This is a genomic window from Janthinobacterium glycogeni (genome assembly GCF_051380725.1).
Classification (GTDB): domain Bacteria; phylum Pseudomonadota; class Gammaproteobacteria; order Burkholderiales; family Burkholderiaceae_D; genus Janthinobacterium.
In genome coordinates, this window is the sequence record NZ_JBNYXP010000008.1 from 211,367 (window position 1) to 224,683 (window position 13,317).

At 64.0% G+C, this 13,317-nt stretch carries 12 protein-coding genes; 11 read left to right on the forward strand and 1 reads right to left on the reverse strand.

Features of this window, described 5'->3' with window-relative positions:
* Positions 1-27 precede the first annotated feature (27 nt).
* The 8 genes from ACQ4W4_RS19840 (at position 28) to ACQ4W4_RS19875 (ending at position 9,569) form a co-directional block, all read left to right on the forward strand.
* Positions 28-1,146 carry a DUF3108 domain-containing protein gene (locus ACQ4W4_RS19840; protein WP_436543396.1) on the forward strand — a complete coding sequence of 373 codons (1,119 nt, stop codon included), beginning with the start codon at positions 28-30 and terminating at the stop codon, positions 1,144-1,146.
* A complete protein-coding gene (locus ACQ4W4_RS19845; RefSeq protein ID WP_436543397.1) occupies positions 1,146-1,913 on the forward strand; it encodes a DUF3108 domain-containing protein in 768 nt (255 codons plus the stop codon). Before ACQ4W4_RS19840 ends, ACQ4W4_RS19845 begins: the two co-directional genes overlap by 1 nt.
* Before the next feature lie 224 nt (positions 1,914-2,137).
* Positions 2,138-3,508: a hypothetical protein gene (locus tag ACQ4W4_RS19850; protein ID WP_092608970.1), complete on the forward strand. Its 1,371-nt coding sequence runs from the start codon at positions 2,138-2,140 to the stop codon at positions 3,506-3,508.
* A complete protein-coding gene (locus ACQ4W4_RS19855) occupies positions 3,501-4,247 on the forward strand; it encodes a hypothetical protein (protein ID WP_436543398.1) in 747 nt (248 codons plus the stop codon). The genes ACQ4W4_RS19850 and ACQ4W4_RS19855 overlap by 8 nt, the downstream gene beginning before the upstream one ends.
* Positions 4,248-4,255: 8 nt before the next feature.
* The gene (locus tag ACQ4W4_RS19860; protein ID WP_436543399.1) at positions 4,256-7,087 is read left to right on the forward strand and encodes an ATP-binding protein; all 2,832 of its coding nucleotides are present in this window, start codon (positions 4,256-4,258) and stop codon (positions 7,085-7,087) included.
* Between the two features lie 5 nt (positions 7,088-7,092).
* Positions 7,093-8,091, forward strand: a complete 999-nt coding sequence (locus ACQ4W4_RS19865) for a DUF4424 family protein (protein WP_436543400.1) — start codon at positions 7,093-7,095, stop codon at positions 8,089-8,091.
* A 2-nt stretch (positions 8,092-8,093) separates the two neighbouring features.
* Positions 8,094-8,672, forward strand: a complete 579-nt coding sequence (locus tag ACQ4W4_RS19870; RefSeq protein WP_436543401.1) for a nucleotidyltransferase family protein — start codon at positions 8,094-8,096, stop codon at positions 8,670-8,672.
* A gap of 87 nt (positions 8,673-8,759) precedes the next feature.
* Positions 8,760-9,569, forward strand: coding sequence for a hypothetical protein (locus tag ACQ4W4_RS19875; protein WP_436543402.1), 810 nt, complete (start codon positions 8,760-8,762; stop codon positions 9,567-9,569).
* Position 9,570: 1 nt separating this feature from the next.
* On the opposite strand, the gene ACQ4W4_RS19880 is transcribed toward ACQ4W4_RS19875, so the two are convergent.
* Positions 9,571-10,089 carry a CcdC protein domain-containing protein gene (locus tag ACQ4W4_RS19880; RefSeq protein WP_436543403.1) on the reverse strand — a complete coding sequence of 173 codons (519 nt, stop codon included), beginning with the start codon at positions 10,087-10,089 and terminating at the stop codon, positions 9,571-9,573.
* 189 nt (positions 10,090-10,278) lie between these two features.
* Between ACQ4W4_RS19880 and ACQ4W4_RS19885 the strand changes: the two genes are divergently transcribed.
* Genes ACQ4W4_RS19885 through ACQ4W4_RS19895 form a run of 3 tightly spaced genes read left to right on the forward strand, consistent with a single transcriptional unit; the run spans position 10,279 to position 13,259 of the window.
* Positions 10,279-12,786, forward strand: a complete 2,508-nt coding sequence (locus ACQ4W4_RS19885; protein ID WP_436543404.1) for an alpha/beta hydrolase family protein — start codon at positions 10,279-10,281, stop codon at positions 12,784-12,786.
* 56 nt (positions 12,787-12,842) lie between these two features.
* Positions 12,843-12,995, forward strand: coding sequence for a hypothetical protein (locus ACQ4W4_RS19890; protein WP_162995534.1), 153 nt, complete (start codon positions 12,843-12,845; stop codon positions 12,993-12,995).
* Between the two features lie 24 nt (positions 12,996-13,019).
* A complete protein-coding gene (locus ACQ4W4_RS19895; RefSeq protein ID WP_034753464.1) occupies positions 13,020-13,259 on the forward strand; it encodes a hypothetical protein in 240 nt (79 codons plus the stop codon).
* Positions 13,260-13,317 lie beyond the last annotated feature (58 nt).

The following is a 13,317-nucleotide window of genomic DNA, read 5'->3' on the forward strand; positions in this document are numbered from 1 at the left end:
TGGGGGGAAGGCGTTACACTACGGCCTATGATGCCTGACTCCTTCTTTTCGCCACCGCGCCGCCGCACCGTCGTCTTTATCGCGGTTATCGGCGCACTGCATTACGTGGCGCTGGAATGGCTCACCTCGCATGCCAGCATGGTGCCGCTGGGGCAGGATCATGCGCAGGTGGTGAGCATGGCATTGATCGCCGAGCCGCCCACCCCCGTGCCGGTGGCGCCGCCTCCGCCGCCGACGTTGCGGCCCTTGCCCGAGCCCCGCTTGCCGCCGCCACCGCCGCCGACGGAGCTGCCGTCGAGCGATACTGCCCAATTGACGGCGCCTGCCAGCGACGCACCGGAAGGGCCGGTGACGCCCGCGGCGCCGGCGGCCAGCGCGCCAGCCGTCACGGCGCCCGCGCCCGCCGTGGCGGAAGCTTCCGCGCCGGCTCCTGCACCGCCGCCACCGCCCGTCGAGCAGGCGCGGCACTACAAGACGAATGCGCCCGCGTCGGCCCAGTTCGACCTGCATGTGGACCGGCGCGATGCGGACGGCACCAAGTGGCAAGGCGTGGCCGCGATGGCGTGGGACAACCGGGGCGACACCTACCAGCTGAAACTGGAAGTGGGCTTGAGCATGCTGATCACGCGCATCAACCTGCTGGTGCTGACCAGCGAGGGTGCGATCGATGGCAGCGGCATCGTGCCCGTCACGGCCACGGAAAAACGCAAGGGCCGCGCGCAAACGGCCACGCATTTCAACCGCGATGCCAAGACCATCACGTTTTCGGCCACGACGGCGACGGTTCCATGGCAGGAGGGGGCGCAGGACAAGGCGACCGTGCCGTTCCAGCTGGCCGCCATCGGCCGCGCCGACGTCAACCAGCTGGCGGGCAATATCGACATTCTCGTCGGCGAGGAAAAGGAAGCGACCGTGTTCCGCTTCCAGCTGGTAGGCGAGGAAGAGCTGGACACGAAAATGGGTCGTCTGGTGACCTGGCATTTGCGCCGGCCGCCGAAACCCGGCACGTATTCGTCGCAGCTCGATATCTGGCTGGCGCCGTCCATGCAATGGTATCCGGTACAAATACGCAATACCGAAGCGAACGGGGCGCTGACCACGCAAACCGTGACCCAAATTCGCGTCAATGACGCTACAGGAAAATAATGACTACTTTAATAACTTTGAAACGCGTTCTGATCACCAGCCTGCTGGCAGCCACCCTGAGTCCCGCCATGGCGGCGAACGAGCCCGTGGACCATCCCGTCATCAAGCGCCCGTACAAGCTGGTGCCGTCGGCTGACCTCGTCTATTCGATCAAGGCCAGGCAGCGCGGCATCGGCTTGTCGGGCGAGTCGGTCAGCAACTGGCGCGTGGGCGACGGCAAGTATTCGCTGCTGGCCGAAACCAAGGCCGCCCTGTTCGGCAAGATACTCGAACAGCGCAGCGAAGGCACGGTCGACGATTACGGCCTGGCGCCGATGCAGTTCGTGGAAAAGCGCTTCCGCAAGGATGCCGTCACGACCACCTTCAAGCGCGACAGCAAGACCATCGTCTTTGGCGAAGGCGATGACAGCTATCCGCTGAAAGGCGGCGAGCAGGACCGCAACAGTACCGTGTGGCAACTGGCCAGCGTGGCGCGCGCCGCACCCGAAAAATTCGTCCCCGGCTCGGAATGGGCCTTCTTCGTGGCGGGCGCGCATGATGCCGAGCCGTGGACCTTCAAGGTGGTCAAGGAAGAAACCGTGACGACGGGCCTGGGCGACGTGGCCGCCATCCACCTGGTCAAGGCGCCGCCACCGGACAAGAAGGGCCAGCAAGTGGACCTGTGGCTGGCGCCGTCGCTGGAATGGTATCCCGTCAAGGTGACATTCGCCGATGCGGACGGCGGCGATTACGTCGAGCAAACCTTGCAGAAGATCGTCAAGAAGTAAGTGTTCACTAATGGTCCGGGGCCAGGCATGCCATGTTCGGCCCCCCATTTCATCATCCTGGCCCGCTACCGTGCGCCGGTCGTGTTGCGCCGTGTCCGCACCGCCCCCTCCCATGCGCTAAATTGCATGTCAGAACTGATATACTGACGCCCCCGCCCCGCAGCGCCGCGTTAGCCCGCTGCGCCGCCCGCTGAACACTCATCCGGAAAAGAATGATTGATATAATGGCAAGTGCAGCCGTGGCTACGGATGCAAATCAGACAGAGCAAGAGCATCACGATTCCTTGCAGGCGCATTTCCAGCCCAATATTTCGGCCGACGAGATCGAGCAGGTGTTTCACTTGAAGCGGGCGCAGCCCTTGCTGCAAGTGTTTACGGCCCTGTTCCATGGCGGTTTCGATGGCGTGCTGGTGCGTCTGCTGGTGTTGCGCGAGCTCGCGTCCGATGCCGCCACGTCCGCCTACACGCGCGCCGATATCAACACGAAACTCGCGTATCTGTTGCCGGAAAGCCTGGAAACGGTCTTGCTGCGCCTGCGTTCGAACCAGTTGCTGGCCTGGGATGCACAGCAGGGCGTGTACCGCGTCACGCCCATGGCGCGCAATGTACTGTCCGCCATCGACAGCTTGCTGGGCCTGGGCCAGACGGAAGACGAAGCGGAAATGGGATTTTTGCTGTCGCAGGTGGCGGGCGCGCAAGCCGTCGGCGGCGTGTCCGTGGAGCAATTGCAACATCTGCTGGGGCGCCTGGTCGACTTGACGGAAGAGTTTTCCGACGCCATCGCGTCCGGCTCCGAATTCCGCCTGCGCACGGCGCAAGCGAAGTGGAACATGGCCTGCGACTGGGTGGAGAAGGGTTCCGAGATTCTCGTGGCCATCACCTCCGATGAAAACGCGGACAGCGCCACGCACAAGGCGGCACAGGCGATCGGCCGCGCGCAAAGTAAATTGCTCAACATGCAAGGCATGTTTTCGCGCGCCCTGAACCAGATCGAGCGCCAGCGCGTGCACCTGGGCCAGTCGGGCCTGTCGACCACCGACATCAAGCGCTGGCTCTTGCTGCACGACGACCTGGCCAGCCTGGCCGAAGGCGCCATCGACCAGCCCGTCGTGCCCCTGTTCTCCACGCCGGCCGAGATGATCGACGTGGCGGAAACGGAACTGCTGTCCGAACGGGCGGCAGGCGTCATCAACACGGGCCTGCCCAGCGGAGAGGACGCGCCCACCACCATCAGCGACGGACCCGCCATGCAGCTTGAACTCGACGACTTGCTCGAACGCCTGTCGAACTTTGCCAGCCTGGGCAATTTCCCCAGCATCGGCGAAGAGGGGCCGAAAAGCGTACCGGTGCAGGATTCGCTGCTGCCAGCCAGCTTTGCCGTGGCGTCCTACCGCGCTTCGATGCTGCCGCTGCTCGGTGACGTGTCCGAAGCGAGCTTGCAGGGATCCACGGCCGAACTGGCCCGTCTGCCGATTACCTTTACACCGACCGACGAGATGGTCCAACTGACCGACCCCCACGTGGCGGCCATGTCGATCGCCTCGCTTTCACTGAATGTTTCACTTGATTTAGATAGCGGCACTGCCGATGAATGACGATTCCCAAATCCTGATTGCGCGCCTGCTCACGCATCAAACCCTGCGTCGCGACGACAAGCTCGTCAAGCGCGTGCTGTCCGACGAGCTGTTCCGCGCCGAGATCGATGCGCGCCTGCTGGCCTGCGGCTTGAAACTGCTCGACAACGTGTATGCCGACCATGTGACCCTGGCCCTGACGCGCACCATCGAACCGAAGATTTTCGGCGCGCGCGACGTGTGGCAAAACAATAATTTTGGTCTGGCGCGCGATGGCGTGGCCTTGCTGGTGGTGCTGTGGGCGCAGATCATCCTGCCCAAGCGCGAACGCCAGGAAACGCACCAGCACGCGGACGACGACCAGAACGATATGTTTGGCACGGAAAAACCGCTGCCGCGCGCGGAAGACGCGTCGATCGGCATTTCCTACAAGGCGCTGCTGTCGGACTTCGGCGACAAGCTGGGCAAGAAGACGCGCATGGATATGAATCTGGGCACCCTGGCCAAGCTGGGCTTCATCGAGCGGCGCGGCGACGTCATCCTGGAAGGCCCGCTGCTGGACCTGATGATGGACACGGACGTCTTGAAAGAGCGCATCATCAATGGCGCCCTGGCCGACGTGTTCAAGCGCGCGCCGGCCCGCCTGGTGGCCGTCAGCGGCGATACGCTGCTTGACGCCGACCTGACAGACGATCTGTCCGCCGACATCGGCGACCTGCCTGATGCGGGCGACGAGCCCGTGTCCGACCTCCCTCACTGAAAGCGCCCATGTTTCATATCAAATCACTTGAACTGGTGCACTGGGATTACTGGCAGCGCATCAAGAACATCCCGCTTGACGCGAAGATCATCACCATCGCGGGGCAGAACGGTTCGGGCAAGACCACCTTGCTCGACGCCTTGCGCACCCTGTTCGGCCTCGACTGCTCGATGGGGCGCACCTATAAACACTATGCGCGCCACTCGGGCCAGCAGACGGCCTGGCTGCGCGCCGTGGTCGACAACAAGAACGTGGGCAAGCAACTGTCGAACCGGCCGTTCCGCAGCTCGGGCTTCTTCAGCGACGACGAAGTGACCCTGTTTTGCCAGATCCAGAAGAACGGCGGCGACTGGAAGCGCCAGTATCTGATGCGTCCGGGCAATGTGCAGATCGAGGACATCACGGACGCCAACGACTGGCTCGGCGTGGAAAACTACCGCAAGCGCCTGGCCAATGCGGGCCTGTCGCCCGCCATGTCGAAAGTGCTGGCGCTGGAGCAGGGCGAGACGGACAAGTTGTGCGAATACGCGCCGCGCCAGCTGCTCGACCTGGTGTTCCAGGTATTCGGCGACAAGGAAGTGCTGGATGCCTACGACGAAGCCAAGCGCCACCAGCGCGACACGGAAGTGGAACTGAAACGCTTCGAGACGGAACTGGAAGCATCGAAGACCAACCTGGAAGGCTTGCGCCTGCGCGTGGCCAATTACCACCAGTGGGAAGGGCTGCATAAAGAGCGCCGCAATCTGCTCGAAGAAGTATTGCCCAGCCTGCAGTACCACGAGGCGCGCGAAAAGGCGGCCATCGCCAGCCGGCAATTGCGCGATGCGCGCAAACCGATGGCGCAGGCCGACCAGCAGCTGACGGACAAGCGCAATGCGCTGGCCGCGCAGGCCAAGGCCCTGTCCGACGCGCAGATGAACGAAACCCTGCTGGAGCAGGAATCGATCGGCTTGCAGAGTCGCCTTTCCCTGATCAATGCCAAACTGAAACCGCTGGACAGCCTGCTGGAACAGAAGGAGCGCCTGCACAAGCTGGCGGCCGATTCGGGCAGCGACATCGCCGAAGTGGCGGCGCAGCTGGAACAGAAGGAAGCGCAATTGCTGCAGCAGCGCCAGCAGCGCGACGCCCTGTCGGCGCGCATCGCGGCCGAGCAGGCAACGATTGCCGCTCTGCAAGGCAAGACGGCGATGCCGGAGCCGGACAATGTGCGCGGCATGCGCCGCGCGCTGCGCGATGCTGGCATCGGCCACGCCATGCTGTCCGATATCGTCGAAGTGACGGACAGCCGCTGGCAGGGCGCCGTCGAAGGCGTACTGGGCGGCTACGCTTCGGTGGTGCTGCTCGACAAGGCCAAGGATGCGGCCGCTGCCTACCGCCTGGCCGAGAAGGAACGCTACCGCCACTTCATCGTGCCGGACCTGGTCACGGCGCCTGTCGCCAAAGACGAGAGCTTGCTGGCGGTGGTGAAATTTTCCGCGCCCGTGCCCAGCTGGCTGATCGAGCAATTGTCGCGCATCGCGCGCGTCGATTCCGTCGAGGCGGGCTTCAAGCTGGGCAACCACGAAGAGTGGATCACGCCAGAGGCGTATCACCGCGAACGCCGCGGCGGACGCTCGTTGTTCGTGGAAGCGTCGCGCTACCGCTTCGGCCAGGCTGGCCGCAGCGGCCGCCTTGAAGCGCTGCTGCGCTCCCTGCCGGGCCTGGAAGGCCAGGAAGACACCTTGACCCTGGCGATTTCGAAGCTGGCGGCCGAAGTGGGCGCGTTAAAAGCGCGCATCGCCGGCGTCGACGCGGCCAAGGAACTCAGTGCGCGCCAGGAAGAATTCGCCGAAGCGCTGCGCAACTCGAAGCCGCTGAAGGAAGAGCGCCTGGAAGTGGGCGGGCGCCTGGGCGAGCTGCAAAACCTGACGAAGAACGCCACCGTGGCGCGCACTCGCGCCGATACCGTGTGGCAAAACGCGCGCCTGGCCCTGTCCGAGGCGGAAGCGGGGGCGCGCCTCGGTTACAAGAAACAGATTGAACAGCGCGCCGAGCATGCGCGCGCCTTGCTGGCCTTGCGCCATGCGTGGCGCCACCTGCCAAAAAGCTGGCGCCGTCCAGCGCGCCGCGCGGCCCTCGTGGCCGAGCATCAGAATGCGCACCAGGTCGACCTGCGCGTGGCCAGCCTGCAAAACAGTCTGGCGCGCGACGACTGGGAACTCGACGCCACCGTCATCGACCAGCACCACCGCCTGTCGGAGCAGCTGCATGGCCGTCAGTCGGAAACGGACGAGCGCCGCTACCAGAACAACCGCGCCATCGAAGCGACGGGCAATGCCCGCGGCGCCTACATGGAACGCTTGCGCTACACCATCAAGACCTACAGCAAGAACATCAAGGAGCTGGGCGAACTGGCCGGCATCGAAGTCCATGCCGACCCTGTGCGCCTGGAAAACGACGATGTGCAGCTGTCGCAGGCGGGCTTGCACGTGCGCTTCAAGTTCGACGGCAAGGGCGTCATCGGCATGAACGATGGCGAAGCGTCGGGCGGCCAGCAGGTCATGAAGTCGCTGGTGCTGCTGATCGGCTTGCTGAAATCGGAAGACGGTTCCGGCGGCTTCGTCTTCATCGACGAACCGTTTGCCCACCTCGATATCCGCAATATTCAGCTGGTCGGCGAATTCCTGAAAAATACGGAAGCGCAATACCTGATGACGACGCCGTTGACGCACAACACGGATGTCTACGATCCCTCGGAGCTGACCTTGATCACCAGTAAGAAAAAGAAGGATACCCAATGGGCGCAACCGATTTTCGTGCTGCAGCGGCGCATCGAACCCGTACCGGGCAAGCCGGCGTGATGGCCGTGCGCAAGCTTGTTCTGGCTGCGGCCTTGGCGCTGGCGTGTTCTGCGTCAGCCGTGGCCAATGACGGCATCGGCTCCGTTAGCGCCGGCGGCATCCTGTTCGGCAAGACCGATGCCGTGGCCATGAAAAAGGAAGTGCTCAGCGTGAGCACGGACTTGATCAAGGTCGAGTATGAATTCCTCAATGAATCGGCCAAGGATGTGGAAGAAACGATCTTCTTTCCCTTGCCCGAATACTCGTCCGGCTACCACGGCTCGCCCACGTATTACGGCCAGCCGCAGCAGTTTACCGTCGACGTGGACGGCAAGCGCAAGGACTATCAAACCACGTTTGTCGCCAAGCTCGGCAGCTCCGACGTGACGGCCCGGCTGCGCCAGCTGGGCTTGTCCGACGCGCAAATTGCGTATTTCCCTTCGCACACGCCGTTCGACAAGAAAGTGGCGCCGCTGACGGCCGCGCAGAGCAAGATCATGATCAAGGAGGGCCTGCTGGCCCAGCTGTACGACGAGGAGTGGGTGCCGGCCTGGACCGTGAAAGTCATCTACCTGTGGCAGCAGAAATTCCCCGCCGGTAAAGTCGTGCGCGTGCGCCATCAATATGCGCCGTTCGTCGCGGCCGGCCCCGGCGCTTCCTACCTGGGCGATGGCAATACATTTGAAAAGAAATACTGCGGCGACAAGGCCTTCTACAAGATGTGGAACCGCCTTGCCGCCCAGCAGGGTGAAAGCGGCTTCGTCAATGCCGTGTGGGTCTCGTACATTTTGACGACGGGTAACACCTGGAAGAATGGCATCGAAGACTTCACCTTGAACCTGATCAAGGGAAAACCGGACGAGCTGGTCAGCCTGTGCTTCCCCGGCACATTCACCAAGATCAATCCCACCACCTTGCAAGTGAAGCTGCGCAACTTCCATCCGAAGCAGGACCTGGACGTGTACTTCGGCAACGTCGAAGGCACGGTGAGCAACGACGGCGTGGCGCCGCAGATCCGGCCATAGGAATGAGTACGCAGGAAGCGCTGGCCGCGCGCCTGCGCGCCCTCGTCCGCGCCACGCCATGGTGCATGCAGATGCTGCAGGCCGTGGCGCAGCTGGGCTTGCCCCATTGCTGCATCGGCGCCGGCGCCGTGCGCAACCTCGTGTGGGATGCCTTGCACGGCTACGCGCAACCATCGGCATTGAGCGACGTCGACGTGGCGTATTTCGATGCGCACGATGTGCTTGCGGAAAGCGAGGTGCGGCTGCGCCAGCGCCTGGAAACTGTACTGCCCGGCGTGCCGTGGGAAGTGTGCAACCAGGCCAGGGTGCACCTGTGGTTTGAAGACGAGTTCGGCTACGCCGTGCCGCCCTTGCTGTCGCTCGAAGACGCCATCGCTTCCTGGCCCGAGTTCGCCACGGCCGTCGGCATCTTTCTGCAGCGTGACGGCGAGATCGGCATCGTCGCGCCGCATGGCCTCGATGACCTGTTCGACATGGTGGTGCGGCGCAACCCGGCGCGCATCAGCGCGGACGGCTATGCGCAGCGCCTGGCCAGCAAGGACTATGCGGCGCGCTGGCCGCGTGTCACCATCATCGCCTAAACAAGCGATATCGTAATGGCAATTAAATGCACTGTGGATACAGATTGCCTATAATTGCTAATTTTCCAATAGTGTTTTCTTGATCCCATGTCCCTGTCGATTTCCATGCCGTTGCGCCGCATCGGCCGCTTGTTCTGCCTTTCCTCCGCTCTCGTGGCGCCCGCCGCCTGGGCCGACAGCTATACCGATTTCCAGCAAGCCAGTGCGCGCCTGGAAGCGCTGATGGCCAAGGCGACGCTGCAAAGCGGCTTGCCGCGGCTGGGCGACCCTGAAGTGGCAGCGTTGATTGCCCAGATTACCGACGCGCCGGGCCTGTTCCGGGCGCCTGTCGCGGCGTTGCAGGACATCAACCCGAGCGTGGCCCTGTGCGAGCGGGCAACCAACATCGGCAAGGCATATTACACGTTTGGCCGCGAGCTGCCGCTGCCGCTGTCCGGCGCCGAATTGCAACAGGCGCGCAATGACCAGGTAACGCAGAACCTGGCCAATTATGGCGATGAGATGAGTACTTTTTTTGCCTTTGGCATGCATTGCCATGCGCACTTGATTGGCTTGATGGAGCAGGAATTCAGTAACCAGCCGCTGCAGGTAGTGAGCGGTACGGAGCGCATGCGCGCGCGCGCCTTCAGCAAGGGATCGACCACCCTGTATGTCGGCGTGGTGCAGTTCGTGCAAGTGCCGTTCTGGAGCGTGGCGCAAAAGAAGCGCATGCTGGAAGCGGCGGCGCAGTACGCGGCGCCGAATGTCGCGCTGATGGCGCCGCCCTTGCGCGAGCGTTTGCTGGGCAGCCTGGCCGATGCGGACAAGGACCTCGATCCCGCCCTGGCGCCGGCGCTGGCGACGATACGCCAGGCGCTGTCGGTGACGACGTGTACTGGCTTGTGCCAGTACTATTGACTTATTCGGCAGCCTGCAGGGGCTTGTTGCGCTGGCGCCAGCGCACGAGGCCCCACGCATACACGGCGTAGTAGCCGATGACCAGGCCGTAGGCGGCCATGGTCAGCGGACTCTGGCCGAACGGCGGCGGCGGCACGGGCACGTCCAGGCGCGTGTTCAGGTAGATTTCCATGCCGCGGTACAGCAAGCGGGCGATGAACAGCATCGTGATGGCCAGGCCCAGGTAGCGGTGCTGGGTAAAGAAAAAGTCCTTGCCGACCTGTTCGAAGCGCGTCAGCTTCAAGCCCAGCACGCCGAGCCAGCCGCCGGCCAGCGCCGCCGCGCCCAGGCTGGACAGGGGCAACAGCTCGAACTTCGTCGTCGTCGCCAGGAACAGCAGCAGCGCGGGAAACGCGACCGCCACGCTCCAGTGCCGCCACAGCTGCGACTTCTGGCGCGCCACCAGTTTCTTCAGGCGCGAATAAATGCGCCAGACCAGCAGCGGGACCAGGAACAGCAGGGCGAGGGTAGTGGTTTCCATGTAGGCATTCGGGTGCGGGTAAAACAGCGATTGTAAGCCAGATGGGGATGGGCGGCGATGCTTGTCAAACGGTAAAAGTTGCTGGTTGACATTTACTTGGCCTGAACGCACTATGCCCTGTCACAAAGCGCCGCCATGAGCGGTGCGGTGCGCTCGCTTGTTGTCGCCACTTTCATCCACTGGAGTTTCATGTCTACTCGTTTGTCTTTGTTGCCCATCACTGTCGGCCTGATGGCCTCGTCTTCCCTAGCCATGGCGCAAGATGGCGCTTATCAAGCCCCGCCGGCGCCCCTGCAAGCCATCGTCGATGCGCCGCGCGCGCCGACCCTGAGCCTGAGCCCGAAACGCAACCTGGCCGCCGTGCTGCCCACGCCATCCTTGCCCAGCATTAACGAAGTGGCGCAGCCGGAACTGAAGCTGGCGGGCTTGCGCATCAATCCGCGCACGTATTCGGCCAGCCGCTTCAGTTTCCACACGGGACTGGGCTTGCTCGACATCGATACGCAGAAGGAAATCAAGGTCAGCGGCTTGCCGGCGGCGCCCCGCATCGCCGACCTGGCCTGGTCGCCCGACCAGCGCTACCTGGCGTTTACGCACGTCGCCTACGCCGATCCCGCGAAGGGCGTGAAGGAGTCGGGCGTGGAGCTGTGGCTGCTCGACGTGCAGACGAAAGCGGCGCGCAAGCTGGGCACGCAATCGCTGTCGACGGTGTATGGGCGCGGCTTTTCCTGGATGCCCGACGGCAAGACCCTGCTGGTGCAGCTGAAGCCGGCCAAGCTGGGCGCGGCGCCCGTGCAGAGCGGCATCCCGACGGGCCCGTCCATCCAGGACAGCGTGCCGGGCGGCGGCGTCAAGCAATTGCGCACCTATCCCGACCTGCTGAAAAACGAGCAGGACGCGCAGCTGTTCGAACACTACATTACCGTGCAGCTGGCCTTGCTGGACGTGGCGGGCAAGCAGCGCCTGGTCGGCCAGCCGGGCCAGTTCTCGCGCGTATCGGCCTCGCCCGACGGCAAGCACCTGCTGACGACCAGCATCGTGCGGCCGTATTCGTACATCGTGCCGGCGCACGACTTCGGTCACAAGATCGACGTGCGCGACCTCAATGGCAAGGTGGAGCATGCGGTAGCGGCCCTGCCGCTGGAGGAAGGGCTGCCGCCAGGCAACGATGCCGTGTCCGCCGGCGTGCGCTCCGTCAGCTGGCGCGTCGATGCGCCAGCTACCCTCGTGTGGGCCGAAGCGCAGGATGGCGGCGACCCGGCCAAGGCGGCCGAGATTCGCGACGTCGTCTACACGCAGGCGGCGCCGTTCACGGCCCAGCCGGCCGTGCTGGCCCGGCTCGGTTCGCGCTACGCGGGCGTCGCCTGGGGCCGCGGCGACCTGGCCCTGCTCAGCGAAGCGTGGTACAAGACGCGCGCCGTCAAGCAGTGGCGCATCCAGCCGGACCAACCGTCCGCCGTGGCGGGCACGCCTGGCGACCTCGTGTACGCCGGCTCCTTCGAAGACCGCTACAACGATCCGGGCCAGCCCGTCATGCGCGCGGACGCAGCCGGCTTGCCGCGTTTGCTGATCGCCTTTGATAACTCCATCCTGCTCGACGGCCAGGGCGCCTCGAAGGAAGGCGACCGTCCCTTCATCGACCGCCTGAACCTGGCGACAAAGCAGAAGGAGCGCCTGTTCCAGAGTGCCGCCCCCTACTATGAAAACGTGGTGGCCGTGCTGGACGAGGATGGCAGCCGGCTGCTGTCGACGCGCGAATCGCCGACCGAGCAGCCGAACTACTATGTGCGCAACCTGAAACAGCAGGGTGCGGCGCAATTGACGGCCCTTACGCATTTTCCCCATCCGCTGCCGCAACTGAAGGACGTGCAGAAAGAGCTGATCCGCTACAAGCGCGCCGACGGCGTGGACCTGACGGCGACGCTGATGCTGCCGCCGAACTACGACGTCAAACGCGACGGCCCGCTGCCGACCCTGATGTGGGCGTACCCGCAGGAATTCAAGACGGCCAGCGCCGCCAGCCAGACCAAGGGCTCGCCCTATAAATTCAATGCCGTCAGCTACTGGGGCCCGGCCGCCTTCCTGTCCATGGGCTACGCCGTGCTCGATAATCCGTCGTTCCCCATCGTCGGCAACGGCGAGCAGGAACCGAACGACACCTACCTGCCGCAGCTGGTGGCCGATGCCGAGGCGGCCGTCGACGAGGTGGTGCGCCGTGGCGTGTCCGACCGCCACCGCATCGCCATCGGCGGCCATTCGTATGGCGCCTTCATGACGGGCAACCTGCTGGCGCACACGCGCCTGTTCCGCGCCGGCATCGCCCGCAGCGGCGCCTACAACCGCACGCTGACGCCGTTCGGCTTCCAGGCGGAAGAGCGCTCGTTCTGGCAGGCGCCGGCCGTCTACCAGGCCATGTCGCCGTTTAATTATGCGGACAAGATCAAGGATGCGCTGCTGATGATCCATGGCGAGCAGGACAACAACTCGGGCACCTTCCCCATCCAGAGCGAGCGCATGTTCCAGGCCGTCAAGGGCCTGGGCGGCACGGCGCGCCTGGTGATGCTGCCGAACGAAAGCCACGGCTACCGCGCGCGCGAATCGATCATGCAGATGCTGTATGAAAGCAACAACTGGCTGGAGAAATATGTGAAGAACGCGGCGCCGCCGGCCGCCGACGTCAAACCTGCAGGCAAATAAGGGCAGCGGCGCGGAACTCGTGGTATGGTCTTCTTTTGTCTGCAGGGAGGCCAGCCATGACCGTCATCCATGCCCACCGCGCGCCCGACCCGGCGCCTGTCGATGAACCCATGCCGGCGCCGGAGCCGCAGGAAGCGCCCGGGCGTCACCCGGGGCCCGTGCACCCGGTGCCGCAGGATGATCCCGTGCCGCACCCGCATCCCAGTTAATCTCGTCAAGAAAGGCTGTTTTAGATGGCAATTGTCAAGGAAGTCTACACACGCAAAGTCAGCGGAGAATCGTTCGACTATGAACTCGATTACACCCAGGGCGCGGACGTGGCCTGGATTGCGCGCGTGTACCACGACGGCGTGCTGAAAGGCTCGCCGCACGGCGCGCTGACCGCCAATGTGCTGTCCGGCCCCGCGCTGGAACAATACCTGCGCGCGTATGTCGAAGGCATGATCGAGCGGGGGCTCGACGTGGCCGAGTAAGATCGCCTTCGCGGCAGAGCAAAGAAAAGGGCGCCGAGGCGCCCTTTGTTGTTTCTGT

Coding starts and splice junctions, on each gene's coding strand:
- ACQ4W4_RS19840 (WP_436543396.1), top strand. CDS start 28: ATGATGCCTGACTCCTTCTTTTCGCCACCGCGCCGCCGCACCGTCGTC.
- ACQ4W4_RS19845 (WP_436543397.1), top strand. CDS start 1,146: ATGACTACTTTAATAACTTTGAAACGCGTTCTGATCACCAGCCTGCTG.
- ACQ4W4_RS19850 (WP_092608970.1), top strand. CDS start 2,138: ATGGCAAGTGCAGCCGTGGCTACGGATGCAAATCAGACAGAGCAAGAG.
- ACQ4W4_RS19855 (WP_436543398.1), top strand. CDS start 3,501: ATGAATGACGATTCCCAAATCCTGATTGCGCGCCTGCTCACGCATCAA.
- ACQ4W4_RS19860 (WP_436543399.1), top strand. CDS start 4,256: ATGTTTCATATCAAATCACTTGAACTGGTGCACTGGGATTACTGGCAG.
- ACQ4W4_RS19870 (WP_436543401.1), top strand. CDS start 8,094: ATGAGTACGCAGGAAGCGCTGGCCGCGCGCCTGCGCGCCCTCGTCCGC.
- ACQ4W4_RS19875 (WP_436543402.1), top strand. CDS start 8,760: ATGTCCCTGTCGATTTCCATGCCGTTGCGCCGCATCGGCCGCTTGTTC.
- ACQ4W4_RS19880 (WP_436543403.1), bottom strand. CDS start 10,089: ATGGAAACCACTACCCTCGCCCTGCTGTTCCTGGTCCCGCTGCTGGTC.
- ACQ4W4_RS19885 (WP_436543404.1), top strand. CDS start 10,279: ATGTCTACTCGTTTGTCTTTGTTGCCCATCACTGTCGGCCTGATGGCC.
- ACQ4W4_RS19890 (WP_162995534.1), top strand. CDS start 12,843: ATGACCGTCATCCATGCCCACCGCGCGCCCGACCCGGCGCCTGTCGAT.
- ACQ4W4_RS19895 (WP_034753464.1), top strand. CDS start 13,020: ATGGCAATTGTCAAGGAAGTCTACACACGCAAAGTCAGCGGAGAATCG.